The following is a 25,845-nucleotide window of genomic DNA, read 5'->3' as shown; positions in this document are numbered from 1 at the left end:
TTACAGGAACCACGGCTCTTCCGGTGGCGAGGGCGCAAGTCTCGAATCGCCGCGCCGGCGCGCCAGGATGCCCTCGCGTTGCTGCTGCCTGCGGTCAGGCCCGAAATAGCTTTTGGTATCGACGAAGGGGCGGGCGCGCCCGAGGACAGACTGAATGGTGCCGTACAGCATATGGGCGCTGACCGGTCTGGACAGAAGCTCATTGATGCCGGCCGCCCGGATCATGGCATAGCGCTCGGGCGGCATTCTGCCGGCGATCATGACGATCGGGGTGTAGCGGTTGGTCAGGCGGTTATCGCGTCGCACGGCTTTCACCAGGGACAGACCGTTGATGGTGCCGAGAGTGAAGGCGCAGAGCATCAGATCGTAAAGCCGACCGGTCTTGAGCAGTTTGACTGCGCCGGGCGCGTCGGACACGTGGTCGATCCGCAAGACTCCAAAGCCGTGCAGGATTCCGCTCAGGATCTCGGTCTGGGCCGGATCGCTTTCCACGATCAGAATCTTAAGTCTGCAAAAGTCGAGGGCCACGGGTTGCCTTGAGATCAGGTCATGTCGACCCTGATATTAGCCATGCGGCGGCGGTGCCGGAAGCTGCAATCCGCATGCCGACCCGGAATCGGGGCCGGCATCACTCCCACTGATCCGACGGATCGGTATCGCTTTTGCCACGATCGCCCTCGCGGCGCCCCTGCAGTCCCGGCTCATTGCGCCGCCGCCGGTCAGGTCCGAAATAGGCCCTGGTTTCGATAAAGGCCCGCGGGTTCTTGAGGATGGTCTCGATGGCGCGCAGCAGGGTTGGCGGATCGATCGGCTTGCCGAGGAAATTGTTCACGCCGGCTTCGCGCGCGGCAATGATGCGCTCGGGTTTGGTGTCGCCGGTGATCATGATAATCGGCATGTAGCGGTTGGTCAGCTGGTTGTTGTTGCGTACGATCTTGACCAGGGACAGCCCGTTGATTTCGCCGAGATTGAAATCACACAGCATAACATCATACAAAATGCCGGTCTTGAGATGGCGCACGGCCGCGGCAACGTCATCGGCACGGTCGATATGGCGGACGCCGATGGCTTGCAGCATGGCGATCAACGCCAGAGCATGGGCGTCATGATCTTCGACCAGCAGGATTTTCAGCTTCTCGTAACTTAACGACACCCTGCAGCCCCTGACCCCAAATTACTGGGTGATTTTAAACAGGCCGTGGCAAGGCGTATAGCCCAATTTAGGACTGCCATCAGCGGCGGCAGAGCGGCAGCTCGTTCGTCAGCAGGTTGCCCTGGAGCTTGGAGTAATATTTAAAGCCCGGCCACTTTTCCTTCTTGATGCGATCGATGATGTCATAGGTGCTTTTGCAGACGCCTTCATTGGTCTGCAGCGGCTTCATGGTCGCAACGGCGGCGTCGGTCTCCCATTGCTGGGACTGGACGCGATTCGGATAGATGCGGGACAGGGCCTGGCGCCGCAGGTCGACGGCGGCTTTCAGGCGGTCAGTATTGTCGCGGTCGAAGGTGTACCAGTCATCAAGATAGGCCTGTCCCGCGGGGTCGACCTGGGCGCAGCGGCGCAGGATTTCGCGCAGCTGAATGCCGGTGCGGACTTCGGCTTCCGCCTCGGCTTCTTTCTTGGTGAAGCAGGCGGCATTGCTGGCGCCGGCGCGGGTGTTGTTCTGGCCTTGCGACCAGGCCGGCATGGCAACGATCAGCAGGGCGAACAGCAACAGAAAGCGCGTCATCATGACAATACTCATACCATCCGTTCGGGCAGGACAGGCAGTGGACCATCATCGGCCATGGCCAGGACAGCGGCGATAAAGGCGCCAGGGTTCTCGATGCCGCCGAATTGCAGCAGCATTGTGGCTTTATCCTGCATGGCGGCATCATCCAGCGGATTTTCCGGATCCCCGAAGGCATCGACCCGCTCGGCGGCCAATAGGCTGCCATCGTCAAGACGGATGCTGACCCGGGCGCCCCAGGCGCGCGGGTAGCGGTCGACGAACGGCGCCGTCGCCTCAATGGTGACTGCGGCCGTATATGGCGCCAGGCGTGCCCGGGCCGTGGGGTCGAAGCTGCTGAAATCCACCTTGCCATCCTGCACGGCTGCGGCTGCCGTATGCTGCAGCGAAAACTTGGCCGCATACTCGCTGTCTGGTGCCGGGCGGTCGCAGACATCCAGCGCCGCCTGATAGGTGGCGACATGGATATGCTCGACCTGCCGGTTGCCGATCTGGCCGGCCAGTTCGATGGCGGCGTCGATGGTCGGGTGGGTGTGGCGGCAGCAGGGCCATGGCTTGATCGAGGTCTGGCGCAGTTGCCATGGCGCGCCGGCTTCGGCCAGAACGCGTTCGGGCTGTGCATCGGTGCAGGTGGCTTTGAAAAACCCCTTTTCGCCTTCCAGGATGCGCGGCGGGCCGGAAAAACCGCGCGCCGCCAGATCGGCAGCCAGCAATCCGGCTTCGGCGGCACGTCCGGCATGGAGATGCTTGCTCATCGCGCCGGTATCGAGGAACTGCCACAAGCCCGATGACTGCGTGCCGGCATTGCCCAGCGCATCCGTCATGGCGGCGTGATCGAGACCGAGCAGATCACCGGCGGCATAGGCGGAGCCAAAGGGGCCGCAGGTGGCGGTGTTGTGCCAGATCCGGTAATGCGCGGGGCCGACCGCCATGCCGATACGACAGCAGGCTTCGAAGCCGCGTAGAACGGCAGCAAGAAAGGCGCGGCCGCCGATGCCGCGGCGATGCGCCAGGGCATAGGCGGCAGGCACCACAACGCAGCCGGGGTGCACAACCGATGCCCGATGCAGGTCGTCGACTTCCAGAATATGCGTCAGGCCACCGAGCAGCAGGGCCTCGCGCCCCGAAGTGAGCGCTTCGGCGGCCGCCCATTCCAGCAGGATACGGCCCGGCTCGGTGTTGCGTCCGGCCAGGGCATTGGCCAGGGCGTCCAGCGTGAACAGCGCAGCGCTGCGATAATCCTCGACCGCGATCGGCTTGGCGGCGATCAGGGCGGCAAGGTGGCCGGTGAGGGAAAGCGGTGGAATGGCGGTCATGTCCGGGACTGTGGCGGGCTGTGCGGAAAGGGTTTAACCCAAATTTATCACTGGGCAGGCAGAATCCCACCCTCGTTTCCGCTCCCCATCGAATGCCTCCATGATGCAGGTTCTTTCCGTATTCGCCAATCTGGGCAGTCTGCTGTTCGGCCTCTTGCTGCTGGCGCTGCCGTTATCGTGGTGGAGCCGCAGCCGGCGGTTCGGGATCGGACTGGGTGGCCTGTTGTTGGCCGGTATTCTGGTCCTTGGCGCGGTGCCATTGCAGGACTGGCTGCTGCGACCGCTGGAGGATTATTTCCCGGTACCGGACCTGCCGCCGCATGTCGATGGGATCATCGTGCTGGGCGGCTCGGAGCGACCGCGGATCATGGCCGCGCGTGGCTGGCCGGAACTGAACGGCAATGCGGATCGGCTGGTGGCGTTTGTTGCCCTGGGCCGCCGCTATCCGGAGGCGAAACTGGTCTTCACCGGCGGCGGTGCGGCACCTGCTCCCGACGACGGGGTCACCGAAGCCGATGTTGCGGCCCGTGTATTCGATCTGCTCGGATTCGATGCTTCGCGGGTGGTCTTTGAGCGGACATCGCGCAACACCATGGAAAACGCCCGGAACTCGGTCGGGCTGGTCCAGGTGCAGCCGCGCGAGACCTGGCTGCTTGTCACCTCCGCCTCGCATATGCCGCGTGCCGTGAACTGTTTCGCGGCGGTTGGCTGGCCGGTTCTGCCCTATCCGGTGGATTTCGCGACCGGCCGGGCACAAGACCGCGATTTCGCGCCGTTTCGCAATCTCGCCGCCCTGAATGGCCTGAGCAAAGAATGGCTGGGCCTGATCAGTTACCGGATTATGGGGTATACCAATGATTTCCTGCCCCCGCGCAGGACGGATGCACAGAAACCGTGAATTATCACAGTTTGGCACTGGCGGTGGCGGTCCTGGCAGGTTAATGCCTTGAACGTCTTGCAGATTACGGATTCGGAGGGTTAGCGATGCGGCGGTTGCGGCTTGGCGCAGTTTTGCTTGGTTTCTGCCTGGTCGCGGCCTGTGGCATCCGGCCGTCCGGTCAGCCACGGGAAGGCGCGGCGGCGCAGACGCCGCCGGCTGCAGCACCTGTCGCTGCACCGGTGACGGCCAGCAATGTGCCTGCTCCGGCGGCGCCCCCTGCGACACCGACCGCCAATGCAGAACCGATTGCGCCGTTCAATCGCGCCGATTTCGAAGCGTTCCTGGCCGAGGTGCGGACCGAAGCCCTGCAGAAGGGCATCAAGAGCGACGTGGTGAAACAGGCGCTGACCGGCGTCGAGCCGATCATGCGTATCATTGAGCGTGACCGTAACCAGGCCGAATTCAAACTCAGCTTCGCCACCTATCGCGACCGTGTCATCACGCCGACGAATGTGGCACGTGGCCAGAAGCTGCGGGATGACCACCAGGTATTGCTGCGCCAAGTGGCCCAGCGTTATGGCGTACAGCCGCGTTTCATTCTGGCGATCTGGGGCATCGAAACGCGCTACGGTGCGGTAAAGGCGGATGTGCCGCTTGTGCACTCGCTGGCGACGCTGGCTTTCGACCGCCGCCGGTCCACCTATTTCCGCGGCGAGCTGTTCGCGGCGCTGACCATGCTGGATCGCGGCTATATCGATTTCCCCACCATGAAGGGGTCGTGGGCCGGTGCCATGGGGCAGCCGCAGTTCATGCCGACCAGCTATCTGTCCTATGCCGAGGATTTCGACGGCGATGGCAAGCGCGACATCTGGAACAATACCGGAGATGTCTTTGCCTCCATCGGCAACTATCTGGCCAAGCATGGCTGGAGCACGAATCAGACCTGGGGGCGCGAGGTGCGGATTTCCCCCGACCTGCAGAAGCGGCTGGGAGAATTCGCCCGCGAGGGCCGTTCCGGCTGTCGGGCCATCGACCAGATGACCCGCGACATGCCCCTGGACGACTGGAGTCGACTGGGAGTGCGGCGGGCTGATGGCGGGGAACTGCCCAAAGCCCAGCAGTCAGGTGCTCTGGTTCAGCCGGATGGGGCCGGGGGACCGACCTTCCTGGTCTATGGCAATTACCGCTCGGTGCTGCGTTACAACTGCGCCCATCACTACGCTTTGACTGTCAGCCTGCTTGCCGATCGCCTCGGCGACAGTTAATATACGCAACATCTAGACCATGAAGCGCCGTCGGCACGCCATCCCTTGCTCTACCGGGGGGGTCAAGGGGGACTCCCGGACCGCCTGGCAGAGGTATGCCCGCCTCGTGGCCGTTGCCCTGATGGGGCTGGGTCTGACGGCCTGCGCCGAGACCAAGCTGTTCAATCATACCGCCAAGTCGATCATGCGGACCGACCAGCCTGGCGGTGGCCCATCCACAGCGGGCAAAGGCGGCATCTACAAGGTGGGGAATCCTTACCAGATCAATGGCGTTTGGTATTACCCGAAGGAAGACCCGAATTACGACGAAACGGGCATCGGGTCCTGGTATGGCGAGCAGTTCCACGCCAAGACCACCGCCAATGGCGAAACCTTCGACATGAATGACGTGACGGCGGCGCATCCGACATTGCCGATGCCCTCGCTGGTGCGTGTCACCAATATGGAAAACGGCCGCACCATCGTTGTGCGCGTCAACGACCGCGGTCCCTATGTGAACGGTCGCGTGATCGATCTGTCGCGCCGCAGCGCGCAACTGCTGGGCTATGACCGCCAGGGCACCGCCAAGGTGCGGGTGCAGTATGTCGGCCCCGCGCCGTTGCCGGGCGATTCCGGCAGCACCATGGTGGCGTCGCGCAGTGTTGGCGGCGACGAGCGCCCGAGCGCTGCGCCACGTGGCGGTGTCCAGGCCGAGGCCCTGCCGCCGCCGCCGGGCGCCAAAGGCCGCAGTGGCGACGTGGTGCAGACTGCGCCGGCACAGCCGTCGCCCATGCAGATTCTGTCGGCGCAGAATGCCAGCCAGGCTCCCCAGGGCGCGCAGACCAAGGTTGGCGATGTGGTTGCGGTGAACGACCTGTCGCAACAGAAGGTCGAGGTCGGCCCGGCCCGTGGCGGCCAGATTTACGTTCAGGTCGGCGCTTTCACCCTGCATGAGAATGCCCATAAGCTGGCGGCGCAGCTGTCGCTGATCGGCCCGACCGGCGTCAGTTCGACATTCGTGAACAAGCAGGAATTTTTCCGCGTCCGCCTCGGACCCTTCAACCAGGTCTCCGCTGCTGACCAGGCTTTGCAGCAAGCGATTAATAACGGACAGAGCAATGCGCGTATCGTTGTCGATTAAGCCTTTTGTCGCGGCGGTTGCCGTAGTGCTGGTGCTGGGCCTTGACGCGGCTCCGGCCAGGGCACAGCTCGGCCAGGTCGAGACGGTCGCGCGCCAGATGCTGCTGATCGACTACGACACTGATACGGTGATCTTCGAGAAGAATGCCGACGAGCTGATGCCACCGTCGTCGATGTCGAAGCTGATGACCGCCTTCATGGTGTTCGAACAGCTGCAGGCCGGCAAGCTGCGTATGGACGACATGCTGCCGGTCAGCGAGAAGGCCTGGCGTATCCAGGGTTCCAAGATGTTTGTGCCGATCGGCGGCCGCGTGAAGGTGGAAGACCTGCTGCGCGGCATGATCATCCAGTCTGGCAACGATGCCTGCGTCGTGCTGGCCGAAGGTGTTGCCGGCACGGAAGAGCGCTTCTCTGAACTGGCGACCGAGCGTGCGCGCCAGCTGGGCATGAAGAACAGCACCTTCCGTAATGCCTCGGGCTGGCCCGATCCGCAGCATATGATGACGACGCGCGACCTGGCCATCCTGGCCAAACAGCTGATCTCGCGTTTCCCCCAGTATTACCATTTCTACTCCGAGAAGGAGTTCACCTACGGTATCGACCAGGTGACCAAGAAGCCGATCACCCAGGGCAACCGTAATCCGCTGCTCTACAAGGATGTCGGCGCCGATGGCCTGAAGACAGGCCATACCGATGCGGCCGGTTATGGCCTCACCGTGTCCGCCAAGCGCGGCGAGCGCCGGCTGATCCTGGTGGTGAACGGTCTGAAGAGCATGAACGAGCGTTCGCGCGAGTCCGAGCGTCTGCTTGAGCTCGGTTTCAGCCAGTTCGACAATTACAGGCTGTTCACTGCCGGTGCGACGGTCGACGAGGCCGACGTCTGGCTCGGCGAGGCCCCGCGCGTGCCGCTGGTGATCGAAAAGAGCCTGGCGCTGACGCTGCCGCGCCAGAGCAAGGCCGGCGTCAAGGTCACGATCTCTTACGACAATCCGATTCCGGCACCGGTCGTCAAGGGCACGCCGGTTGCCAAGCTGGTGGTGGCCAACAAGGACGCTACGCTGATGGAAGTGCCGCTGGTTGCCGGCGCCGATGTGCAGCAGCTCGGCTTCACCGGCCGTATCAGCGCCGCGGTCAGCTATCTGCTCTGGGGCGCGAAGAAGCAGTGACCGCAGGTCCCAGTCGCTTTCCGGGGCGCTTCATCACGCTGGAAGGTGGCGAGGGCGCCGGCAAGTCGACCCAGGCAAAGCGCCTGTCGGCAAAGCTGGCGGAGCATGGCATCGAAACAGTGCTGACCCGCGAGCCGGGCGGTACGCCCGGCGCCGAGGCGATCCGCACGCTGCTGGTCACCGGCGATCCCGACCGCTGGGATGCTATGACCGAAACCCTGCTGCATTATGCGGCCCGTCGCGCCCATGTGGAGAAGACGGTGAAGCCGGCGCTGGCGCGCGGCGCCTGGGTGATTTCCGACCGCTTCGCCGATTCAACCATGGCCTATCAGGGCTATGGCGGTGCCGTGGGGCGCGATACGATCGCCGCCCTGTACAAACTGGTGCTTGGCGACTTCGCCCCGGATTTGACCTTGGTGCTGGACCTGCCGGTCGATATTGGTCTCTCTCGCGCGAAAGCACGCATGCAGGGACAGGCTGTGGCGGAAGACCGCTATGAGCGCATGGGCCATGAATTCCACGAAACCCTGCGCCGGGCTTTCCGCTATATCGCCACCCGCGAACCGCAGCGCTGCCGTGTGGTGGATGCCAGCGGCGATGCGGATCAGGTGGCCGCTGCGCTCTGGCAGGCGGTTGCTGCACAGTTTACCCTGACGCCATGAGTGGCTTCGATCCGCAACAGGCGGCCTCCTGGGGGCCGCGCCACAATGCTGCGCTGTTCGGCCATGCCGCGGCGGAGAAAACGCTGCTGGATGCCTGGGCATCCGGCCGGCTGCCGCATGCCTGGATGATTACCGGTCCGCGCGGTGTGGGCAAGGCGACGCTGGCGTTTCGTTTCGCCCGTTTCCTGCTTGCCACCGGTCCGGTATCCGCAATCGACAGCGGCCCGAGCCTGTTCGGCGACGGGCCGGTACTGCCCGAGAGCATTGCCGTGCCAGAGGAGAATCCGGTGTTCAGCCGTGTGGCCAATGCCGGCCATGCCGACCTGATCACGGTGGAGCGCAGTTACGACGACAAGGCCGACCGTTGGCGCGGCGATATTGTCGTGCAGGATATCCGCGCCGTGATCGACCGTTTCGCCATGACGGCAGCGGAGGGCGGTTATCGCGTCTGTATTGTCGATGCTGCCGATGACATGAACACCAATGCGGCGAATGCGCTGCTGAAAATTCTGGAAGAACCGCCACCAAACGCCGTGCTGCTGCTGGTCAGCCATGCGCCCGGCGGTCTGCTGCCGACCATCCGCTCGCGCTGTCGCCGGCTGCCATTGAAAGCCCTGGACGAGGCCGATCTGATGCCGGCGCTGGACCGGCTGCTGCCCGATCTGGATGCGGGCGAACGCCGTGGTTTGGCGGTGCTGGCCGAAGGCGCGCCGGGCCGCGGCATGATGCTGGCCGGGCAGGGCGGGTTGAAGCTGTTGCATGGCCTGCTGGACATGGTCGGGCAGTTGCCCAAACCCGATATCGCCAAGCTGCACGCCTTCGGCGATGCGCTGAATCGCGACCGCAGCGGGGCGGGCTTCCAATTGATGACCGACCTGTTTCGCTGGTGGCTGGCCCGCCTGATTCGCGCGGCTGCAGCCGGCCGGATCGGTGGCAGTGGCTGGACCGAGATTTTCCCGGGCGAAACCGCCCTGGCGCAACGGCTGGCGCAATGGCAGGGTCCGGACCGCTGGGCCGAGGACTGGGAAACCATCGGTCGCTTGCTCGACCGCGGGGAATCGGTCAATCTCGACCGCAAGCAGATGCTGCTGAACCTGTTCGCAGCACTGGCGCGGTCTGCAGCCGTGCGTTGATACGAAGTTTTTTGGGCAGGGGGATTTTATGGCCAAGGCCGCCGCAGGCGCCAATACGCCCGACAGTCTGGAAAAGATCGACCTGCTTGCCGATCTCAGCCCGGCTGCGCGCGCGGATGTGGAGCGTGCCTGCCAGTGGCGTCGCTTCGCCGCCCACGAACAGATTCTCGACCGCAACAGCGACAGTCGCGATGTCTATTTCGTCGTCGACGGCACGGTTGAGGTGGTGAACTTTTCCGGCAATGGCCGCGAGATTTCCTACGCCCTGGTTTCGGCCGGCAGTTATTTCGGCGAGATCGCCGCCATTGATGGCGAGCGCCGCTCAGCCAGCGTGGTGGCGCAGACCACCTGCCGCCTTGCCGCCTTGCCGCCGAAGGCTTTTGAAGCGCTGCTGGCACGCGAGCCGGCGGTGGGTCTGAAAGTGATGCGCCGTCTCACCAGCATCATCCGTGCCAATAACGAACGCATCATGGATCTGGCGACACTGGGCGCCATTCAGCGCGTGTATCGCGAATTGCTGAAGCTGGCGCGCAAGGACCCGTTGAACAACGACGGCTGGATGATCTATCCGATGCCCAAGCAGCATGAAGTTGCCCGTCGTGCCGCCACCACGCGTGAAACAGTGGCGCGTGTGCTCGCCAACCTGCTGCATGGCGGTCAGGTCACCCGCAAGGACAAGACCTATTACCTGACCGACCGCGCAGCCTTGGAACAGGCAATCCAGCGGCTGGATGTGCGCCAGGGCGGGCATGGCCTGGCGTAACGCCGGGCACCTGTTCCTTCAAAATACAAGTTGCTGCATTGCGGGGGCTCGCGGGGCCTCCGTTTCTGCGTTGCCCTGACATATGAGATAGGAGATAGTGACAGTGCCGTGGACAGGCGCGCGAACAAACGACGCGTCGACGTGGCACAGGAAACGCCAATCAGCAGGAGGGTAACCCATGCGTGGGTTCAAGGCATTCGTCACGAGTCTCGTCGCCGGCGCGGCATTGCTGGCAGCAGTCGGCGCGCAGGCCGCCTATCCGGATCGTCCGATCACCCTGATCGTGCCCTGGGGCGCCGGTGGCGGCACCGATGCGACGGCGCGCATCATCGCCAGCCTGATGGAAAAAGAGATCGGCCAGCCGGTCAATGTGGTGAACCGGACCGGCGGCAGCGGTGTGGTGGGGCATGCCGCCATCGCCCAGGCGCCGGCCGATGGCTACACCATCGGTCTGATCACCGTCGAGATCGCGATGATGCACTGGCAGGGTCTCACCGAGCTGAACCCGACATCCTATACCCCGATCGCACTGGTCAATGCCGATCCGGCCGGTGTGCAGGTCGCCGCCGATGCGCCGTATAAAACCGTGAAGGAGCTGCTGGCCGCCGTGAAGGCGAATCCGGGCAAGTTCAAGGCTTCGGGCACCGGGCAGGGCGGCATCTGGCATCTCGCCATCGCCGGACTGCTCAAGGATCAGGGCATCGACCCGTCCACCGTCGGCTGGGTGCCGAGCAACGGTGCGGCGCCGGGCCTGCAGGACATGATCGCCGGTGGCGTGCAGATCGCGCCGGTTTCGCTCCCCGAAGCCCGTGCGCTGATCGAAGCGGGCAAGGTGAAAAGCCTGGCCATCATGGATCCGAAGCCATCGGCCCTGTTCCCCAATGTGCCGACACTGAAAGCGGAAACCGGCAGTGACTGGACCATGGCCGCCTGGCGTGGCATCGCGGCGCCGAAGGGGCTGCCAAAAGATGTGGCCGACAAGCTGACGACCGTCGTGAAGAAGGTCTACGACAGTAAAGAGTATCAAGACTTCATGGCGCAGCGCGGCTTCGGCATCATCTGGGCTGGCCCGGAGGACTATGCCAAGTTCATGGCCAAATCGGATGCCGATCTCGGCGCCGTGATGAAAGCGGTTGGCATCGCCAAGTAAACGCGATCGAACAGATGGTGCGCCGGCGCGACAAAGATTCGCGCCGGCGTTTCTTTCCGTCAAACAGGTAATCCCGCATGCGTATTCATGATGCTCTCAGCGGCGCTCTGCTGGCTGTTCTCGCCATCGCCATTCTGCTCACGGTCAGTCAGTATCCACCAATCCCCGGTCAGAATATCGGCCCCTCGGCCTTTCCCGGCCTGCTGGCCGTTCTGCTGCTGGGCTGTTCACTGGCATTAATTTGGCGCGGATTTCGTGCCGAACGCCAGCCGCTGGTGCTGCTCGGCGCCTGGATGCGTTCGCCCCATCATGCCGTGAACTTCCTGCTGATCGTGGCCGCGCTGCTCTTCTATATTTTTTGTGCGGATACACTGGGGTTTATTCTCTGTGGCATCGGAATCCTGAGCACCCTGTTCTACAGCCTGCGGGTCCGGCCGCTGTTGATTCTGCCGATTGCAATCGGCGTAACGCTGGTCATCCACACCATCTTCTACAAATTCCTGCGCGTGCCTCTGCCATGGGGCTGGCTGCAGGGTATTAGCTGGTAGGAGGCCCGCATGCTGCAGCATACGATGATGGCCTTCCAGCTGGTGTTCGATCCTTACGTCCTGATGGTCATTCTCTGCTCGGCCATATTCGGCCTGGTGGTGGGGGCCATTCCGGGCCTGACCGCGACCATGGCGACGGCGCTGCTGGTGCCGATCACCTTCTTCATGCCGCCGGTGCCGGCGATTGCGGCGATCGTGACCGCAACAGCCATGGCGATTTTCTCCGGGGATATTCCCGGTGCACTGCTGCGCATTCCGGGCACACCGGCATCCGCCGCCTATACCGATGAAGCCTATCAGATGACGCTGAAAGGCCAGGCCGAGGTGGCGCTTGGCGCCGGTCTGGTGTTTTCGGCCATTGGCGGACTGTTCGGAACCGCAGTTCTGATCACGGCCGCGCCGGCCCTGGCGGAAATTGCCCTGAAGTTTTCGTCCTTCGAATATTTCTGGCTAGTCGTGCTTGGACTTGCCGGCGCTGTCTTCATTGGCAGCAGCAGCGTCCTGAAGGCCTGTATCTCGCTGCTGATCGGCCTGCTGGTCTCCTGTGTCGGCCTCGACAATCCGGGCGGCTATCCCCGCTTTGCCTTTGGCAATACCGAATTGATGGGGGGCGTGAGCCTGATCCCGATGATGGTTGGCATGTTCGCCGTTTCGGAAATCCTGCGCTTTGTCGTGAACATGGATCCGCCAGCCCGTCCGCCGACCAAACGACTGGGCAATGTCTTTGCCGGCATGTGGGGATTGCTGGTGAAGTATCCCGGCGCGTTGCTGCGCGGCAGCGTGCTGGGAACGATCATCGGCATCCAGCCCGGTTCCGGCGCCGATATGGCGTCATGGATGTCCTATGCCATGAGCAAGAAGTTTTCCAAGGAACCAGAGAAGTTCGGCACCGGCCATGTCGAAGGGATTGTGGAGTCCGGCGCCGCGAATAACAGCTCTCTGGCCGGCGCCTGGATCCCGGCGCTGGTGTTTGGCATTCCGGGCGACTCCATTACGGCGATTGCCATCGGTGTGCTGTATCTGAAGGGACTGAATCCTGGTCCGACATTGTTCCTGCACAATCCGGAAAACGTTTACGCGATTTTCCTGGTGTTCATCCTGGCCAATATCATCATGGTGCCGCTGGGCTGGGCGACGATCCGGCTGGCCACCAACATCCTGCGCGTTCCAGGGAACATCCTGATGCCGGTGATCCTGCTGTTCTGCATGGTCGGCGCTTTTGCGATCAACAACACCGTGTTCGGTGTTCTGATTGTCTTGGTCTTCGGTGTACTCGCCTATGTGATGGAGGAAAACGGATTCGCGGTTGCACCGGCGATTCTGGGTGTGGTGCTGGGCACCATGCTGGAGGAAACCTTCGTTACGTCGATGATCAAGGCCGATGGCAACCTGATGGTCTTCCTGGAGCGGCCGATCTCGGCTGGCCTGGGCGTTGCGACATTCGTCATCCTGTTCTGGCCGGTCGGCAGCTGGCTGGTGCGGCGTTTGCGGGCTAGGCCGGCGCTCTGAGTACGGGGACGCGCCGGCCGCGCCACCAGACCGTAAGCCGGAGAATGATCGCCGCGATCACCAATGCCACAGGCAGCCAGTAAAGCGGCATGTCCGGCGCGCGCTTGCCGAAGGTGATGATGAACGACAGCGCGATATACCAGGCGCCGCACCAATGCAGGATGCGCCAGTTGCGGGTACCCAGCCAGCGTGCGGCGCGGTCGAACGACGTGGCTGCCATCAGGATGATGAACAGATAGGCCGAGCCGCCGCTGATCAGCGTGCCCGTCGTGGTCATCTGGCTGAACTGTTCCGGATCCAGGCGGGCAAAGGCGATGATCGCAATGGCATGAATGCCGTGAGATACGGCAAAGCTGACGCCGAGATAGCGTCGGTTGCGGCGTAGCCAGCGTGTAAGGTTGCTTGGCCACAGAGCGACAAGCGCCGAGGCCGCAAAGACCGGCAGGAACAAGGCCAGTGAACTGCGTGCCGTGGCGCGGATCACCAGTCGGATGCCGTCAACTGAGAAATTCTCACCGGCAAATAGACCAAGGGCCATGGCAACCAGCAGGATCGAGATGGTGCCGGTCAGTTTCCAGCCATTGAGGTAGTGCGTCATGCCGCCGGGCCTCCCTGTTGAGCCGGCACGATCCTTCTGCCGCAATGGCCGGTCTGGCAAGTGACGGCCATTACAGCCGGCGGCGGGTCACAGGGACGTGATGAAATCCGTCAAGGCACGATTGAAGACGTCGGGTGTTTCCAGATGCGGGCTATGACCAGCCTGGTCGATGCAGACGCGCCTGGAGTTTTTGATGTTGGCCGCGATCCACTGGCTGACGGCGGGTTCATAAAGCTGGCTCTCGCCCCCGTGCAGGATCAGGACAGGCAGAGACAGGCGGGGCAGAAGCCCCCGATAATCCTGTCTGGCCATCGAATCCCAAAGAGCAGCCATGGCGTGGCCATCGTTGTGCGCGATTTCACCGCCGATCCAGTCTATCAGATCCGGCGGTAGATGATGGTGGCGGGCAAACAGCCTGGGCATGGCCTGCTGCGCGTAGGTCGCCCAGTCGGCGCGCATCGCCTGCGTGGCAACATTGCTTTGCGTCAGGTCGAAGCCGTTGCGAATCCCAAAGCGCCAGTCGGGCGCACCGGTTATCCGTACGGTCATATCCTCGATCACCAGTCCGGCCAGTCTGTCTGTGCCATGCCGGCCGATATAGTCCAGCGCCACCATGGCGCCCATCGACCAGCCGATCAGGACGACATTCTGCAGATTGCGGGCGGCGAGAAGCTGATGCAGTTCATCCGCGATGCGTGGAATCGTCAGGGCTTCCGGCGCGGCCGGACTGTGACGATGGCCTGGCAGGTCAGGCAGCAACAGGTGATAGCTGTTGGCCAGATGGTCGGTCTGGGGCGAGAAATAGCCGCCGTGACTGGACCAGCCGTGCAGAAAAATCAGCGGCTGGCCCTGGCCGGCTTCATCGACATGCATGACGGTCAGGCCCCGACATCCAGTGCCAGCACCAGCGCGCGTCCCCGGCAGATCACCCGGCCGGTTGCATCCACGCAGGTGGTTGCCAGATCGACCAGATTCTTGTCCGGACGCAGGCGGGTGATCTCGACGGTGGCCGTCAGTTCCGTATCAAGCGCGGCCGGTCGTTCGAATTGCATATCCTGCTTGAGGTAGTTGGTGCCGAACCCCGGCAGCTCAACGCCCAACAGGTAGGAAAACAGGGCGCCGATCAACGGCTCCGGCACGGCCTGCAGTTGGGCACTGTTATCCCCGGCAAGATTCTGGAAGCGGGCGGCGTCTTCGGTGGTAAAGCGGCGGCGGGTTTCAGCCTTCTGCCCCACCTGCATACCCTTATGTATTTCAGTCGTCATGACAGGGCGATCTCCGTCTGACCGTCTAGGACTACGGCATTATCCGAAACCCGGGTGACGATTGTCGCCAACACGCAGCATTCTCCAAGCCGCTCGACCTCGGTCAGGGAGAAGCGATGTGCTTCGCCGGCATAGGCGGGGTTGGGGAACATCAGACTCTGGCTGGTCTGGCGGGCACCGGGATAGTGCTTTTGCACCAGTCCCCAGAGCACGGTGTACAACAGCATGCCATGGCTGACCGTGCGGCCAAACCGCGTACGGGCCGAAAATACCGCATCGACATGGATCGGATTGTTGTCGCCGCTGACGGCGGCGAAGACATCGAATTCGTTCTGACTCAGGCTGCGCTCGATACTGATGGTCATACTGTTCACGACTGGGAAAACGACTGACGCAGGATGTGCTTCTGCACTTTGCCGGCCGCCGTGCGTGGAAAATCGGTGATAATGCGAAAGTGCTTGGGCACCTTGTAGGCCGCAAGATTCTGGCGACAGAAGCTGCGCAGGGATTCTGCATCCAGGTTGGCGTCAGGTTGCGGCAATACATAGGCACAGCCGACTTCACCCCATTTCTCGTCCGGCACACCGATCACCGCGCATTCCAAGACACCGGTAGCCTTGTACAGCACGATCTCGACTTCGGCCGGATAAACATTCTCGCCGCCGGAAATGAACATGTCCTTGATCCGGTCGACGATGTAGTAGTAGCCATCGCCGTCGCGCCGCGCCACATCGCCGGTGCGCAGCCAGCCATCGCGGGTGAAAGCGGCTTTCGTTGCGGCTTCGTTGTTCCAGTAGCCCGGCGTCACGCCAGGACCGCGTATCTGCAGCTCACCGGTCGCCTCGTCCGGCAGTGGTGCATCACGATCATCCACCAGACGCACCTCGGCCAGGATCTGGGGTTTGCCGACCGAGCCGATCTTGCTTTCCGCATGCGCGGTATCCATCAGGAATACTGTCGGCCCGGTTTCTGTCATGCCCATGCCGTTGCAGACCCTGACGCCGCGGGCAGCAAACAGGCTGATCAGTGGGGCGGGCAACGGTGCCCCGCCGCAACCCCAGGACCGGACCTTCGAAAAATCGGCGCGGGCGAAGTCCGGATGCAGGCTGAGGGCCTGGTAGATGGCCGGTACGCCGAAAAAGGCCGTGCAGTCGCCGGCCTTCAGTGCAGCCATCACCGGATCGATTTCGAACTTGCGCAGCACCTTTACATGGCCACCCTGCATCAGGACGGGCAGGGTGTGCAGGTTTATGCCGGCGGTATGGAACAGCGGCAGGAAGTTGAGGGTGGTGTCCTGTGAGGTCAGGTCGATGGCCTGGCCGATATTGATGGCATTGGCGTATGCCATGCCCGGCGTCTGGATCACGGCCTTGGGCTTGCCGGTGGTGCCGGAGGTATAGAGCATGTACCAGACGCGATCGCTCGGCCAGGCCGTATCGAAACGCACCGGTGCCGTGGCGGCCACCGCCATATCGTAATCGGCAAAGGACAGCAGCCGCAGATCGAGACCGGCGGCCAGCGCCGCATGCTCGGCATCGTGGATCAGCAGCTTCGGGGTGGAATCCTGCAGCACCGGTCGCAGCTCAGGTGCCGGTTGCCGCCAGTTGAGCGGCACGAGCACGGCGCCCAGCTTGCCGCAGGCAAACAGGATTTCGAAAAAGCGCGCGTTGTTCAGGCACAGAATGGCAATGCGGTCGCCACTGACAATGCCGGATTGCTGCAGCCATGCGGCGAAGCGGCTGGCGCGATCGTCCAGATCGGCATAGCTCAGCCGGCGCCCATCATCGCTGTCGGTAAAGGCGATCCGGTCCGGTGTGAGTTCGGTGCGGCGGGCGGCAATATCGAAAACGAACTGCATGGCTGTTACGCTGTCTTGGCCAGAAAACGGGCCATGCCGGCTTCGGCCTCGTCGCTGTCGATCTGCTCTGCGAACTGATGCAACTCGGCCTCCAGGCCGGCGGCGTAATCCGGTCGTAACAGCGTCTTGGTGCGCCGGATACTGCCCGATTGCTTTGTCAGCAGCCTGTCCAGCCAGGCGTCGATCATGGCATCCAGGGAATCCGCCTCGGCCAATGCGGTCGACAGCCCCAGTTGTACGGCCTCGGCGGCTGTAACGCGGCGGTTCAGCAATTGAATCTCGCGGGCACGAGCCTGGCCGATACGAGCGGGCAGCAGGGCGGTCCAGCCACCATCGGGGCTGAAGCCCACCTGTGTGTAATACGGCTGGATGAAAGTTTCAGGCGTCATCGCGACCAGATCGCAGGCCAGGACAAAGCCCAGCGATCCACCGGTCACCGGCCCCTGTACGCGGCCGATTACCGGAATTGGCAGATCAAACAGCGCCTGTATGGCGCCGTTGAGCGCACCGACAATAGCTTCGGCATAAGCGCGACGCTGACCGCGCGGCTGCGCATGGAACCCGGCGACATCGCCGCCGGTCGAAAAGCTGGGGCCAGCAGCCTGCAGCACCACAGCACGAAGCTGGGGCAGGGCGGCGATGCGGGCGAGGTCGGCATTCAGGCTGTCGAGCAGCGCCGGGATCAGGCTGTTATGCCGCTCCGGCCGGTTGAGCGTCAGTCGGGCCACCGGCCCGTCGATCTGCAGCAGGGTGAGTGTCATGGTCGGCGTGGCGGCTCGGCAACGATGCCATGGGCAACCATGGCGGTTGCGACATCGACGATAGGATCCAGCGGCGCTTTCGGGTCCCAAAGGCCGTAACGCTGGCCGAGAAAAACCGCTATCCCCATCAGCATCCAGGCGCGGACTTCGGTCGCATGGCTGTTTTTGCCCGGTGCGATTTCACCGCGTTTCTCGGCCGCCGAGAGTGCGATGCGATAAGATTTGGCGAAGTCGGTGTAATACTGCCGATAAACCTTTTCGTCGACGAACTGCGACTCTTCCACCACCTTGTAGAGATCGGGGTTGCGGCGCACGAAGCCCAGAAAGGCATGCAGACCCTGCCGCTCGGCTTCAATGCGGCTCACGGCTTTTTCCGTGGCCTCGGTCAGATGATGGCGCAGCATGCGGCCCATATCGAGGACCAGCTCACGCATCACGTCTTCCTTGCTGCGGAAGTAGATATAGAAGGTGCCCTGGGCGACGCCGGCCTCGGAGGTAATTGTGGCAATCGAGGCTTCGGCAAAGCCACGCCGTCCGATTTCGCGCTTGGCGGCGTCGAGAATCTTGCGGCGGGTCTGTTCGCCGCGGCCGGTTTTCGGCAGCGGCAATGCACGTTTCCTCGGGTTCATGTGCGGCATGAATCTTTTGTGTGGTTATCCTCCGGAGGCGTCGCAACGGGTTTTCCGCTCCACGGGCGGGAATCCGGCTTGACGGCTTCCGGCACTAAGAGTACGAATCTATGAAACATGAATCAACTGTCATGTTTGCGGATCGTCCAGCGGGCGCGGTCTGCCACCGGCACCGGGGATCACCCGGGCCATGAAGAGGGAGGAGCCGATGTCGCACAAGCTGCATATCCGTACGCATGTCTGTACTCGCGTCTCCATCGTCATGTCCGCATCGTCGCAAGGGAGAGAATACATGCAGCGCGTGATCAAGACGGCGGGTCTGGCCGTCGCACTGACTGCCGGGCTGGCGCTGTCAGCGCAGGCCGCAGATCTGAAGATTGCCCTGATTACCAGCAAGACCGGTCCGCTTGAAGCCTATGCCAAGCAGACCGAGACCGGCTTCATGATGGGCCTGGAATATATGACCAAGGGCACGATGACCTGGCAGGGTCGCAAGATCCAGGTCCTGCTCAAGGACGACCAGCTCAAGCCCGATCTGGCCAAGTCGCTGCTGGAACAGGCCTATGCCGACGACAATGTCGATCTCGCGGTCGGCACCACGGGTTCGGGCGGCGCGCTGGCCATGCTGCCGGTTGCCGAAGAACACAAGAAAATCCTGATCGTCGAGCCCGCCGTGGCCGATGCGATCACCGGCGAGAAGTGGAACAGGTATATCTTCCGGACCGGCCGTAATTCCACCCAGGATGCCTATGCCGGCGCTGCCGCTTTTCCGATCTCCGGTGAAGTCAGCGTCGCCACACTGGCACAGGACTATGCCTTCGGACGTGACGGCGTGAAGGCGATGAAGGACGCGCTGGGCCAGCTGCGCCCGAACGTTAAGGTCGTGTTCGAGGAATACGCTCCGCAGCAGACCACCGACTTTACCGCTTCGGCGCAGCGCCTGTTCGACGCACTGAAGGACAAGCCGGGCAAGCGCGTCATTGCGATCATCTGGGCCGGCCCGCATCCGCTGCCCAAGATCGCCGATCTGAAGCCCGAGCGCTTCAACATCGAGATCGCGCCGGGCGGGAACATCCTGCCGGTGATGAAGGGCTATAAGCCCTATCCGGGCATGGAAGGCGCCGTTTATTATTACCATGACTTCCCGAAGAATCCGGTGAACGACTGGTTCGTGGCCGAGCACAAGAAGCGTAACAACGGCGCACCGCCGGACTTCTTTACTGCAGGCGGTTTCGCGGCCGCTTCGGCGGCACTGACCGCCGTGCAGAAGGCGGGCGGCACCAATACCGAAAAGTTGATCGCTGCCATGGAAGGCATGGTCTTCGACACCCCGAAGGGCACGATGCTGTTCCGCAAGGAAGATCATCAGGCGTTGCAGCAGATGTATCACTTCAAGGTCAAGAAGGACGGCAAGGACGACAACGACCTGCTCGACCTGGTGCAGACCATCCAGGAATCGGCGATGCCGCTGCCGATCCGCAACAAGCGCTAACCTTGCGAAACGGCCGGGGCAGGCGACTGCTCCGGCCGCATTTTCTGTCTGGATGCCATGTCTGTCATTCCCACCTTGGAAACCCGCGACCTGACGATCCGCTTCGGCGGTCATGTCGCCGTCAACGCGGTTAGCTGCGCGTTCCAGCCCGGCACGCTCACCGCCATCGTCGGGCCGAATGGCGCCGGCAAGACCACCTATTTCAACCTGATATCCGGTCAGCTAAAATCCACGGCCGGCCAGGTGCTGCTGCGCGGCGATGATGTCACGTCCATGAGCGCCTCGGCCCGCACCAAGCGCGGCATGGGACGCGCCTTCCAACTCACCAATCTGTTTCCAAACCTGACCGTGATGGAAAATGTGCGCCTTGCGGTACAATCCCGCGCCGGTGCGGGATTGCAGCTCCTGCAGCTCTGGAGTCATCGCCGCGATCTGATCGAGAAGGCCGACAGTCTGCTTGAATCCGTGCGCCTGGATGACAAGCGCAATGCCACGGCTGGCGCACTGCCGCATGGCGATCAAAGAAAGCTGGAGGTCGCGCTGCTGCTGGCGCTGGACCCCGATATTTTCATGTTCGATGAGCCCACGGCCGGTATGTCGGTGGATGAGGTGCCGACGGTGCTGGAACTGATCCACGGGATCAAGGCGCGTGGCGACAAGACCGTGCTGCTGGTCGAACACAAGATGGATGTGGTGCGCAGCCTGGCCGACCGCATCATCGTACTGCACAACGGCAATCTGGTTGCCGATGGCGAACCGGCGGCCGTGATTGCCTCGCCGATCGTGCAGGAAGCCTATCTCGGCATCAGTCCGGAGGCGGCGGCATGAGTGATCTGCTCCGCCTTGAGGGTGTCCACACCCATATTGCCCAATATCACATCCTTCATGGCGTCGATTTCGCCGTACCGCGGGGACAGCTTACCATGCTGCTCGGCCGCAATGGCGCCGGCAAGACCACCACGCTCCGCACCATCATGGGCCTGTGGCAGGCGAGTCAGGGCCGCGTCACCTTCGATGGCCAGGACATCACGGCGAAGCCGACGCCGGATATCGCGCAATCCGGCATTGCCTACGTGCCGGAGAATATGGGCATCTTCGCCGACCTGACGGTGCGCGAGAACATGATCCTCGCTGCCCGCGAAGGCGAGATCGACCTGGCGCGGCTGAAGTGGATTTTCGGGCTGTTTCCGGCATTGGAGCGCTTCTGGCTGCTGGCGGCCGGATCGTTGTCGGGCGGCCAGAAGCAGATGCTGGCGATTGCGCGCGCCATTATCGAGCCGCGCGCGCTTTTGCTGATCGACGAGCCGACGAAGGGGCTGGCGCCGGCAATCATCATGAACATGATCCAGGCCTTCAGGGAATTGAAATCGACCGGCGCCACCATCCTGCTGGTCGAGCAGAACTTCCTTGCCGCCAAACTGCTCGGCGACCATGTCGCGGTGATGGATGATGGCCGTATCGTCCATACCGGCGCAATGGCGGAACTGTCCGAGGACAAGAGCCTGCAGCAGAAGCTGCTGGGCCTGAGCATGGATGCGCATCAATGACCGCTGCTGTCGCGACAGAAACAACCACTCTGCCGAAGGTGCGCCTCGATATCCTGCCGGCACTGCTGGTGCCGATCCTGATGCTGGCCGCCCTGCCGCTGGTCGGCAGCTTTTCCAGCTGGGTGACGCTCACGGTGGCGGCGCTGGCCATGGGGATGATGATCTTCCTGATGGCTTCGGGTCTCACGCTGATCTTCGGCCTGATGGACGTGCTGAATTTCGGTCATGGTGTGTTCATCTCGTTTGGCGCCTATATGAGTCTCGTGGCGCTCGGCCCGCTGGCCGGCTGGGTCGAATCCACCAGTATCTGGCTCAATATCGGTGTGCTGCTGGCCTGCATGCTGGTGGCCATGGTGGTGACAGGCGCGCTCGGCTGGGCCTTCGAACGCGTGGTGATCCGCCCGGTCTATGGTCAGCATCTGAAGCAGATCCTGATCACCATGGGCGGCATGATTGTCGCCGAGCAGATGATCCATGTGCTCTGGGGCGCGAGCCCGATCCCGCTGCGCCTGCCCGAGGGCCTGCGCGGCGCCATTGTCATTGGCGACGCTGCCATGGAGAAATACCGCGTCATCGCCGTGGTGCTGGGGCTGACGGTTTTTGGCGCCATGTATGCGGTGCTCAACCGCACCAAGATCGGCCTGCTGATTCGCGCTGGTGTGGAAAACCCCGAGATGGTCGAAGCGTTGGGCTATAAAATCCGGCGCCTGTTCGTCGGCGTCTTCATCGCCGGTTCGGCGCTCGCCGGCCTCGGCGGCGTGCTCTGGGCCTTCTATCGCCAGACCCTGACCGCCGGCATGGGCATGGAAGTCAACGTGTTGATCTTCATCGTCATCATCATCGGCGGCCTCGGCTCGGTCGGCGGCTGTTTCATCGGCTCCCTGCTGGTGGCGCTGGTGGCCAATTACACCGGCTTTCTGGCGCCCAAACTGGCGCTTGGCTCCAGCATCCTGCTGATGGTGCTGATCCTGCTGTGGCGGCCTCAGGGGCTTTACCCTGTGGCGAAGCGGTAAGGGGAGGCGACCATGCTGCCCAGCAATCCGATCCACAGCCTGCTGTCCGGCGATTACCCGCGTTCCAGGGTGCTGGGCGGCGTGCTGTTCGTCATCCTGATCTGCCTGGCCTTCGCGCCCTTCCTGTTCCCCGGCAGCCAGCCGCTGAATGTGGCGGCCAAGATCTGCGTCTTTGTCATCCTGGTGGCGAGCTACGACCTGCTGCTCGGCTATACCGGCATCGTCTCTTTCGCCCATACGATGTTCTACGGCATCGGCGGGTATGGTGTGGCCATCGCCATGTACAATTTCGATGCCGGCTGGGGCGCGCTCGGCATCGGCGTGGTGGTTGCGCTGGTGCTGTCCATGCTGCTGGCGCTGCTGATCGGCCTCTTCAGCCTGCGCGTACGGGCGATCTTCTTCGCCATGATAACGCTGGCGGTCGCCTCCGCCTTCGCCATCCTGGCATCCCAGCTCAACGAGATTACGGGGGGAGAGGACGGCCGCAGCTACCGGATTCCGGAATTGCTGCGGCCGGCCTTCCGTCTGTTCGATGAGCCGGTCATGGGCGTGATGATCAATGGTCGCATCCTGGCCTATTACCTGATTTTCCTCTCGGCGCTTCTGCTGTTCCTGCTGGCGCTGCGCGTCGTCAACTCGCCCTTCGGCCGCGTGCTGCAGGCGATCCGGGAAAACGATTTCCGTGCCGAAGCGCTGGGCTACCGCGTTGTCGTCTACCGTTCGATTGCCAACTGTCTGTCGGCCGGCATGGCCACGCTGGCCGGCGTGCTGATGGCACTGTGGCTGCGGTATACCGGTCCGGACACCACACTCAGCTTCGCCATCATGATCGACATCCTGCTCATGGTGGTGATCGGCGGCATGGGTACGCTGTATGGCGCCGTACTCGGTGCCACGATTTTCATCCTGGCGCAGAATTACCTGCAAGTTCTGATGGGCCAGTTCAGCGCGGCGCTGGCTGCGGCTGGTATCCCGCTGCTGCCCAACCTGTTCCATGCCGACCGCTGGCTGCTCTGGCTCGGTATCCTGTTTGTACTCAGCGTCTATTTTTTCCCGGTCGGCATCGTCGGCAAACTGCGGCAGATGCGCAAATGATCCCACGTTCTCACTACATCACCCTGGCTGGCCGCAGCGTCCATCTGCTGGACTGGGGCCGGGAGGACGCGCCGCCGGTGATCCTCTGGCATGGTTTTGCCCGCAACGCCCATGACTTTGACGATCTGGCCGCGGCACTGGCCGCGCATTACCGGCTGATCGCCGTCGATACCATCGGGCGTGGCTTCAGCGAATGGAGCCCGCATCCCGATGCCGAATACACCGTACCCTTCTATGCCCGCCAGGCTATTGAGCTGCTGGAGCAGCTGAAGCTTGAAGCCGTGCGCTGGGTTGGCACTTCGATGGGCGGCCTGATCGGCATGGTCGCTGCGGCCACGGCGCTGAAAGGTCGCATCAGCCATCTGGTGCTCAACGATGTGGGGCCGGAAATCGCACCCGGTGCCGTGCAGCGCATTCTCTCTTATGCCGGCACGCCGCCTGCCTTTGCCACGCTGCCGGAGCTGGAACAGTATTTCCGCCAGATCTATACCCCCTTCGGTATTACCAGCGAGGCCGGCTGGCGCAAGCTGGCCGAGACCTCGGCGCGGCGGCTGCCCGATGGCCGCCTGACCCCCCATTACGATCCGCAGATCGCGGCCGTGCTGGGGCGGCAGAGCGCGGGCGCTTCGGGGGATGCCTGGCCGGTCTATGACCTGATTTCGGCGCGCACACTGCTGATCCGCGGGGCCGTATCCGATCTGCTGAGCGATGAAACCGCCACCGCCATGATGGAGCGCGGACCAAAGGCCCGCCGGATCGACATCCCGGGCATCGGCCATGCTCCCGCCCTGGATACGCCCGAGCAAATCGCCCTGATTGCGGCATTCCTGGCCGAATAGGGCGGCAGTTGGCCGGGAACGGTCGCCGCCCTATACTGGTGGCATGTCCAGCGCGCCCCATATTCATGACCATGGTCATGGCCACGATCACGACGTCTGCATCACCGATGCCCTGACCCGGGCCGAGGTCCATTGTGCCGCCAAGGGCGCCAAGCTCACACCCGTGCGCCGCCGGGTGCTGGAGCTGATCTGGCAGAGTCACAAACCGGCGGGCGCCTACGATCTGCTGGCCCAGCTGGGCAGCGACGGTCAGAAGGCGGCACCGCCCACGGTTTACCGGGCACTGGATTTCCTGGTCGAACAGGGGCTGGTGCACCGGGTGGAAAGTCTGAACGCTTTCATCGGCTGTGCCGAACCCGGCCATGCCGTGCAGCAGGAAATATTCATCTGCCGCACCTGCGGCACCGCCATCGAGATCAACGACCCCGAACTGGGGCACCGCATTCAGCAGGACGCCCGGTCCCTGGGCTTCCAGGTCGAACGCCAGACGATCGAAGTCGTCGGCATCTGCCGCGACTGCCGGGCCGTCTGATCCGCGGTTTACCGGGCCGACCGCCAGTCCCAGCTTTGTCATTATGCCCAGGCATAAAACCGGCATAACCTGATGGCACCGGCGGATGCCGGGGGGAATAACGCACCGGCAGCCGCTACCCTTGCCAGAGGAGGGTTCCATGGCACTTGCAAGCAGTCTGCGTCAGTTTCTCGACCGTCATGATATTCCCTACGATACCATCGCCCATCCGCATGCTGCGACTATGCAGCAGGCCGCCCATTCGGCAGGTGTGCCGGAGTCCTGCGTGGTCAAAGCGGTTCTGATGGAGGATGATGACGGCTTCATGCTGGCTGCCGTGCCGGCCTGCTGCGATGTGGCGCTGCACAAGCTGTCGCGGGCCGTGAAGCGGCCGGTAGAACTCGCCACCGAAAGCGATATTCAGTCCCTGTTTCGCGATTGCGCACCGGGCGCGCTGCCGCCTTTAGGCAGCGCCTATGGCGTGGAAGTGGTGATCGACCGCAGCCTCGACTCGATGGATGACCTGTATTTCGAGGGCGGTGACCATTGCACACTGGTTCATGTCAGTGGCAAGGATTTCCGGCGGCTGATGCCGGAAGCCCGGCATGCACGGATCAGTGTCTCGCACTGAAGAATCAGAAAGGCCCGCAGAACTGCGGGCCTTTCCAGTATGACAACCGGTCAGTGTTTCTGCTTCTGACGGTCGCCGTCGATTTCGCCAGGCTTGCGACCCGGTTTTACGACACGACCGTCACCATCGGTGTCCTTGCCGATATAGTCGCTCTGCATGCGCCGCTGCTGGGCGCCATCAACATCGCCGGCCACATGGCCCGGCTGCACCACGCGACCGTCATTATCGGTGTCGCGGCCCACATCGCTGTGCGGGGTGCCTTGCGGCGCGGTCTTCTGGCGGGGCTGCTGCTGTTTATTGGGCATGATTTTCTCCCTTGTTGTTGAACAGGGAAAACCCGCCGGCAGCAGAGATGTTCCAGGATT

At 62.9% G+C, this 25,845-nt stretch carries 30 protein-coding genes; 18 read left to right on the top strand and 12 right to left on the bottom strand.

From position 1 onward, the window contains the following. The 4 genes from AC1ROB_RS13550 to AC1ROB_RS13535 form a co-directional block, all read right to left on the bottom strand. The gene (locus AC1ROB_RS13550; protein WP_492970615.1) at window positions 1–492 is read right to left on the bottom strand and encodes a response regulator; all 492 of its coding nucleotides are present in this window, start codon (window positions 490–492) and stop codon (window positions 1–3) included. A 136-nt stretch (window positions 493–628) separates the two neighbouring features. Next, window positions 629–1,153, bottom strand: coding sequence for a response regulator (locus AC1ROB_RS13545; RefSeq protein ID WP_492970616.1), 525 nt, complete (start codon window positions 1,151–1,153; stop codon window positions 629–631). Window positions 1,154–1,232: 79 nt separating this feature from the next. Continuing rightward, a complete protein-coding gene (locus AC1ROB_RS13540) occupies window positions 1,233–1,733 on the bottom strand; it encodes a hypothetical protein (RefSeq protein WP_492970617.1) in 501 nt (166 codons plus the stop codon). 8 nt (window positions 1,734–1,741) lie between these two features. Continuing rightward, window positions 1,742–3,046 carry an MmgE/PrpD family protein gene (locus AC1ROB_RS13535; protein WP_492970618.1) on the bottom strand — a complete coding sequence of 435 codons (1,305 nt, stop codon included), beginning with the start codon at window positions 3,044–3,046 and terminating at the stop codon, window positions 1,742–1,744. A gap of 154 nt (window positions 3,047–3,200) precedes the next feature. Between AC1ROB_RS13535 and AC1ROB_RS13530 the strand changes: the two genes are divergently transcribed. From AC1ROB_RS13530 to AC1ROB_RS13485, 10 genes are all read left to right on the top strand, one after another. Continuing rightward, the gene (locus AC1ROB_RS13530; protein WP_492970619.1) at window positions 3,201–3,944 is read left to right on the top strand and encodes a YdcF family protein; all 744 of its coding nucleotides are present in this window, start codon (window positions 3,201–3,203) and stop codon (window positions 3,942–3,944) included. 86 nt (window positions 3,945–4,030) lie between these two features. Beyond that, entirely contained in the window at window positions 4,031–5,191 is a 1,161-nt protein-coding gene (locus AC1ROB_RS13525; protein ID WP_492970620.1) for a lytic murein transglycosylase, read from the top strand. 106 nt (window positions 5,192–5,297) lie between these two features. Continuing rightward, window positions 5,298–6,311 (top strand): septal ring lytic transglycosylase RlpA family protein, encoded by a 1,014-nt coding sequence (locus AC1ROB_RS13520; RefSeq protein ID WP_492970621.1) that lies wholly within the window; start codon window positions 5,298–5,300, stop codon window positions 6,309–6,311. Continuing rightward, the gene (locus AC1ROB_RS13515; protein ID WP_492970622.1) at window positions 6,289–7,476 is read left to right on the top strand and encodes a D-alanyl-D-alanine carboxypeptidase family protein; all 1,188 of its coding nucleotides are present in this window, start codon (window positions 6,289–6,291) and stop codon (window positions 7,474–7,476) included. Before AC1ROB_RS13520 ends, AC1ROB_RS13515 begins: the two co-directional genes overlap by 23 nt. Continuing rightward, window positions 7,473–8,138: a dTMP kinase gene (gene tmk / locus AC1ROB_RS13510; RefSeq protein WP_492970623.1), complete on the top strand. Its 666-nt coding sequence runs from the start codon at window positions 7,473–7,475 to the stop codon at window positions 8,136–8,138. The genes AC1ROB_RS13515 and tmk overlap by 4 nt, the downstream gene beginning before the upstream one ends. Beyond that, on the top strand, window positions 8,135–9,271 hold the full coding sequence (locus AC1ROB_RS13505) for a DNA polymerase III subunit delta' (RefSeq protein WP_492970624.1): 1,137 nt from the start codon (window positions 8,135–8,137) through the stop codon (window positions 9,269–9,271). Before tmk ends, AC1ROB_RS13505 begins: the two co-directional genes overlap by 4 nt. 28 nt (window positions 9,272–9,299) lie before the next feature. After that, window positions 9,300–10,034 (top strand): Crp/Fnr family transcriptional regulator, encoded by a 735-nt coding sequence (locus tag AC1ROB_RS13500; RefSeq protein ID WP_492970625.1) that lies wholly within the window; start codon window positions 9,300–9,302, stop codon window positions 10,032–10,034. Window positions 10,035–10,212: 178 nt separating this feature from the next. Next, the gene (locus tag AC1ROB_RS13495; RefSeq protein ID WP_492970626.1) at window positions 10,213–11,184 is read left to right on the top strand and encodes a tripartite tricarboxylate transporter substrate binding protein; all 972 of its coding nucleotides are present in this window, start codon (window positions 10,213–10,215) and stop codon (window positions 11,182–11,184) included. Window positions 11,185–11,261: 77 nt separating this feature from the next. After that, window positions 11,262–11,732, top strand: a complete 471-nt coding sequence (locus tag AC1ROB_RS13490; RefSeq protein ID WP_492970627.1) for a tripartite tricarboxylate transporter TctB family protein — start codon at window positions 11,262–11,264, stop codon at window positions 11,730–11,732. 9 nt (window positions 11,733–11,741) lie between these two features. After that, a complete protein-coding gene (locus AC1ROB_RS13485) occupies window positions 11,742–13,241 on the top strand; it encodes a tripartite tricarboxylate transporter permease (protein WP_492970628.1) in 1,500 nt (499 codons plus the stop codon). Here the strand turns inward: AC1ROB_RS13485 and AC1ROB_RS13480 are convergent. The 7 genes from AC1ROB_RS13480 to AC1ROB_RS13450 form a co-directional block, all read right to left on the bottom strand. Then, window positions 13,225–13,839, bottom strand: a complete 615-nt coding sequence (locus tag AC1ROB_RS13480) for a ferric reductase-like transmembrane domain-containing protein (protein ID WP_492970629.1) — start codon at window positions 13,837–13,839, stop codon at window positions 13,225–13,227. The genes AC1ROB_RS13485 and AC1ROB_RS13480 overlap by 17 nt on opposite strands. Before the next feature lie 87 nt (window positions 13,840–13,926). Continuing rightward, the gene (locus AC1ROB_RS13475; RefSeq protein ID WP_492970631.1) at window positions 13,927–14,712 is read right to left on the bottom strand and encodes an alpha/beta fold hydrolase; all 786 of its coding nucleotides are present in this window, start codon (window positions 14,710–14,712) and stop codon (window positions 13,927–13,929) included. A gap of 5 nt (window positions 14,713–14,717) precedes the next feature. Then, window positions 14,718–15,074: a hotdog family protein gene (locus AC1ROB_RS13470; RefSeq protein ID WP_492970632.1), complete on the bottom strand. Its 357-nt coding sequence runs from the start codon at window positions 15,072–15,074 to the stop codon at window positions 14,718–14,720. A gap of 26 nt (window positions 15,075–15,100) precedes the next feature. Continuing rightward, window positions 15,101–15,469: a MaoC/PaaZ C-terminal domain-containing protein gene (locus AC1ROB_RS13465; protein WP_492970633.1), complete on the bottom strand. Its 369-nt coding sequence runs from the start codon at window positions 15,467–15,469 to the stop codon at window positions 15,101–15,103. A gap of 5 nt (window positions 15,470–15,474) precedes the next feature. Beyond that, on the bottom strand, window positions 15,475–16,962 hold the full coding sequence (locus tag AC1ROB_RS13460) for an acyl-CoA synthetase (protein ID WP_492970634.1): 1,488 nt from the start codon (window positions 16,960–16,962) through the stop codon (window positions 15,475–15,477). A gap of 5 nt (window positions 16,963–16,967) precedes the next feature. Then, window positions 16,968–17,723, bottom strand: a complete 756-nt coding sequence (locus AC1ROB_RS13455) for an enoyl-CoA hydratase/isomerase family protein (RefSeq protein WP_492970635.1) — start codon at window positions 17,721–17,723, stop codon at window positions 16,968–16,970. Next, window positions 17,720–18,352, bottom strand: a complete 633-nt coding sequence (locus AC1ROB_RS13450) for a TetR/AcrR family transcriptional regulator (protein ID WP_492970636.1) — start codon at window positions 18,350–18,352, stop codon at window positions 17,720–17,722. Before AC1ROB_RS13450 ends, AC1ROB_RS13455 begins: the two co-directional genes overlap by 4 nt. Window positions 18,353–18,560: 208 nt before the next feature. On the opposite strand from AC1ROB_RS13450, the gene AC1ROB_RS13445 reads away from it, so the two are divergent. The 8 genes from AC1ROB_RS13445 to AC1ROB_RS13410 all read left to right on the top strand — a co-directional run bounded on the left by AC1ROB_RS13445 (window position 18,561) and on the right by AC1ROB_RS13410 (window position 25,480). Then, window positions 18,561–19,844, top strand: coding sequence for a substrate-binding domain-containing protein (locus AC1ROB_RS13445; protein ID WP_492970637.1), 1,284 nt, complete (start codon window positions 18,561–18,563; stop codon window positions 19,842–19,844). Between the two features lie 57 nt (window positions 19,845–19,901). Next, complete coding sequence (locus AC1ROB_RS13440; RefSeq protein WP_492970638.1) at window positions 19,902–20,672, top strand: ABC transporter ATP-binding protein; 771 nt, start codon at window positions 19,902–19,904, stop codon at window positions 20,670–20,672. Beyond that, a complete protein-coding gene (locus AC1ROB_RS13435; RefSeq protein ID WP_492970639.1) occupies window positions 20,669–21,391 on the top strand; it encodes an ABC transporter ATP-binding protein in 723 nt (240 codons plus the stop codon). The genes AC1ROB_RS13440 and AC1ROB_RS13435 overlap by 4 nt, the downstream gene beginning before the upstream one ends. Next, a complete protein-coding gene (locus AC1ROB_RS13430) occupies window positions 21,388–22,404 on the top strand; it encodes a branched-chain amino acid ABC transporter permease (RefSeq protein WP_492970640.1) in 1,017 nt (338 codons plus the stop codon). Before AC1ROB_RS13435 ends, AC1ROB_RS13430 begins: the two co-directional genes overlap by 4 nt. 12 nt (window positions 22,405–22,416) lie before the next feature. Then, window positions 22,417–23,499, top strand: coding sequence for a branched-chain amino acid ABC transporter permease (locus AC1ROB_RS13425; RefSeq protein ID WP_492970641.1), 1,083 nt, complete (start codon window positions 22,417–22,419; stop codon window positions 23,497–23,499). Beyond that, the gene (locus AC1ROB_RS13420) at window positions 23,496–24,338 is read left to right on the top strand and encodes an alpha/beta fold hydrolase (RefSeq protein WP_492970642.1); all 843 of its coding nucleotides are present in this window, start codon (window positions 23,496–23,498) and stop codon (window positions 24,336–24,338) included. Before AC1ROB_RS13425 ends, AC1ROB_RS13420 begins: the two co-directional genes overlap by 4 nt. Before the next feature lie 43 nt (window positions 24,339–24,381). After that, window positions 24,382–24,870 carry a Fur family transcriptional regulator gene (locus AC1ROB_RS13415; RefSeq protein WP_492970643.1) on the top strand — a complete coding sequence of 163 codons (489 nt, stop codon included), beginning with the start codon at window positions 24,382–24,384 and terminating at the stop codon, window positions 24,868–24,870. Between the two features lie 139 nt (window positions 24,871–25,009). Then, a complete protein-coding gene (locus tag AC1ROB_RS13410; protein WP_492970644.1) occupies window positions 25,010–25,480 on the top strand; it encodes an aminoacyl-tRNA deacylase in 471 nt (156 codons plus the stop codon). Between the two features lie 50 nt (window positions 25,481–25,530). Here the strand turns inward: AC1ROB_RS13410 and AC1ROB_RS13405 are convergent, their stop codons facing one another. Then, on the bottom strand, window positions 25,531–25,785 hold the full coding sequence (locus tag AC1ROB_RS13405; protein ID WP_492970645.1) for a hypothetical protein: 255 nt from the start codon (window positions 25,783–25,785) through the stop codon (window positions 25,531–25,533). Between the last annotated feature and the right edge of the window lie 60 nt (window positions 25,786–25,845).

Source organism: Ferrovibrio sp. GW821-FHT12F09, assembly GCF_058806775.1.
The sequence above is the reverse complement of the archived record's forward strand: the minus strand, read 5'-3'. Positions and strand labels throughout refer to the sequence as shown.

What these genes read in the sequence shown, in the direction of transcription:
- AC1ROB_RS13535 (WP_492970618.1), bottom strand. Translation starts at nt 3,046, where the DNA reads ATGACCGCCATTCCACCGCTTTCCCTCACCGGCCACCTTGCCGCCCTG.
- AC1ROB_RS13415 (WP_492970643.1), top strand. Translation starts at nt 24,382, where the DNA reads ATGTCCAGCGCGCCCCATATTCATGACCATGGTCATGGCCACGATCAC.
- AC1ROB_RS13440 (WP_492970638.1), top strand. Translation starts at nt 19,902, where the DNA reads ATGTCTGTCATTCCCACCTTGGAAACCCGCGACCTGACGATCCGCTTC.
- AC1ROB_RS13445 (WP_492970637.1), top strand. Translation starts at nt 18,561, where the DNA reads ATGTCGCACAAGCTGCATATCCGTACGCATGTCTGTACTCGCGTCTCC.
- AC1ROB_RS13490 (WP_492970627.1), top strand. Translation starts at nt 11,262, where the DNA reads ATGCGTATTCATGATGCTCTCAGCGGCGCTCTGCTGGCTGTTCTCGCC.
- AC1ROB_RS13420 (WP_492970642.1), top strand. Translation starts at nt 23,496, where the DNA reads ATGATCCCACGTTCTCACTACATCACCCTGGCTGGCCGCAGCGTCCAT.
- AC1ROB_RS13540 (WP_492970617.1), bottom strand. Translation starts at nt 1,733, where the DNA reads ATGATGACGCGCTTTCTGTTGCTGTTCGCCCTGCTGATCGTTGCCATG.
- AC1ROB_RS13425 (WP_492970641.1), top strand. Translation starts at nt 22,417, where the DNA reads ATGCTGCCCAGCAATCCGATCCACAGCCTGCTGTCCGGCGATTACCCG.
- AC1ROB_RS13480 (WP_492970629.1), bottom strand. Translation starts at nt 13,839, where the DNA reads ATGACGCACTACCTCAATGGCTGGAAACTGACCGGCACCATCTCGATC.
- AC1ROB_RS13495 (WP_492970626.1), top strand. Translation starts at nt 10,213, where the DNA reads ATGCGTGGGTTCAAGGCATTCGTCACGAGTCTCGTCGCCGGCGCGGCA.
- AC1ROB_RS13405 (WP_492970645.1), bottom strand. Translation starts at nt 25,785, where the DNA reads ATGCCCAATAAACAGCAGCAGCCCCGCCAGAAGACCGCGCCGCAAGGC.
- AC1ROB_RS13475 (WP_492970631.1), bottom strand. Translation starts at nt 14,712, where the DNA reads ATGCATGTCGATGAAGCCGGCCAGGGCCAGCCGCTGATTTTTCTGCAC.
- AC1ROB_RS13525 (WP_492970620.1), top strand. Translation starts at nt 4,031, where the DNA reads ATGCGGCGGTTGCGGCTTGGCGCAGTTTTGCTTGGTTTCTGCCTGGTC.
- AC1ROB_RS13430 (WP_492970640.1), top strand. Translation starts at nt 21,388, where the DNA reads ATGACCGCTGCTGTCGCGACAGAAACAACCACTCTGCCGAAGGTGCGC.
- AC1ROB_RS13450 (WP_492970636.1), bottom strand. Translation starts at nt 18,352, where the DNA reads ATGAACCCGAGGAAACGTGCATTGCCGCTGCCGAAAACCGGCCGCGGC.
- AC1ROB_RS13515 (WP_492970622.1), top strand. Translation starts at nt 6,289, where the DNA reads ATGCGCGTATCGTTGTCGATTAAGCCTTTTGTCGCGGCGGTTGCCGTA.
- AC1ROB_RS13505 (WP_492970624.1), top strand. Translation starts at nt 8,135, where the DNA reads ATGAGTGGCTTCGATCCGCAACAGGCGGCCTCCTGGGGGCCGCGCCAC.
- AC1ROB_RS13485 (WP_492970628.1), top strand. Translation starts at nt 11,742, where the DNA reads ATGCTGCAGCATACGATGATGGCCTTCCAGCTGGTGTTCGATCCTTAC.
- AC1ROB_RS13465 (WP_492970633.1), bottom strand. Translation starts at nt 15,469, where the DNA reads ATGACCATCAGTATCGAGCGCAGCCTGAGTCAGAACGAATTCGATGTC.
- AC1ROB_RS13455 (WP_492970635.1), bottom strand. Translation starts at nt 17,723, where the DNA reads ATGACACTCACCCTGCTGCAGATCGACGGGCCGGTGGCCCGACTGACG.
- AC1ROB_RS13460 (WP_492970634.1), bottom strand. Translation starts at nt 16,962, where the DNA reads ATGCAGTTCGTTTTCGATATTGCCGCCCGCCGCACCGAACTCACACCG.
- AC1ROB_RS13435 (WP_492970639.1), top strand. Translation starts at nt 20,669, where the DNA reads ATGAGTGATCTGCTCCGCCTTGAGGGTGTCCACACCCATATTGCCCAA.
- AC1ROB_RS13500 (WP_492970625.1), top strand. Translation starts at nt 9,300, where the DNA reads ATGGCCAAGGCCGCCGCAGGCGCCAATACGCCCGACAGTCTGGAAAAG.
- AC1ROB_RS13410 (WP_492970644.1), top strand. Translation starts at nt 25,010, where the DNA reads ATGGCACTTGCAAGCAGTCTGCGTCAGTTTCTCGACCGTCATGATATT.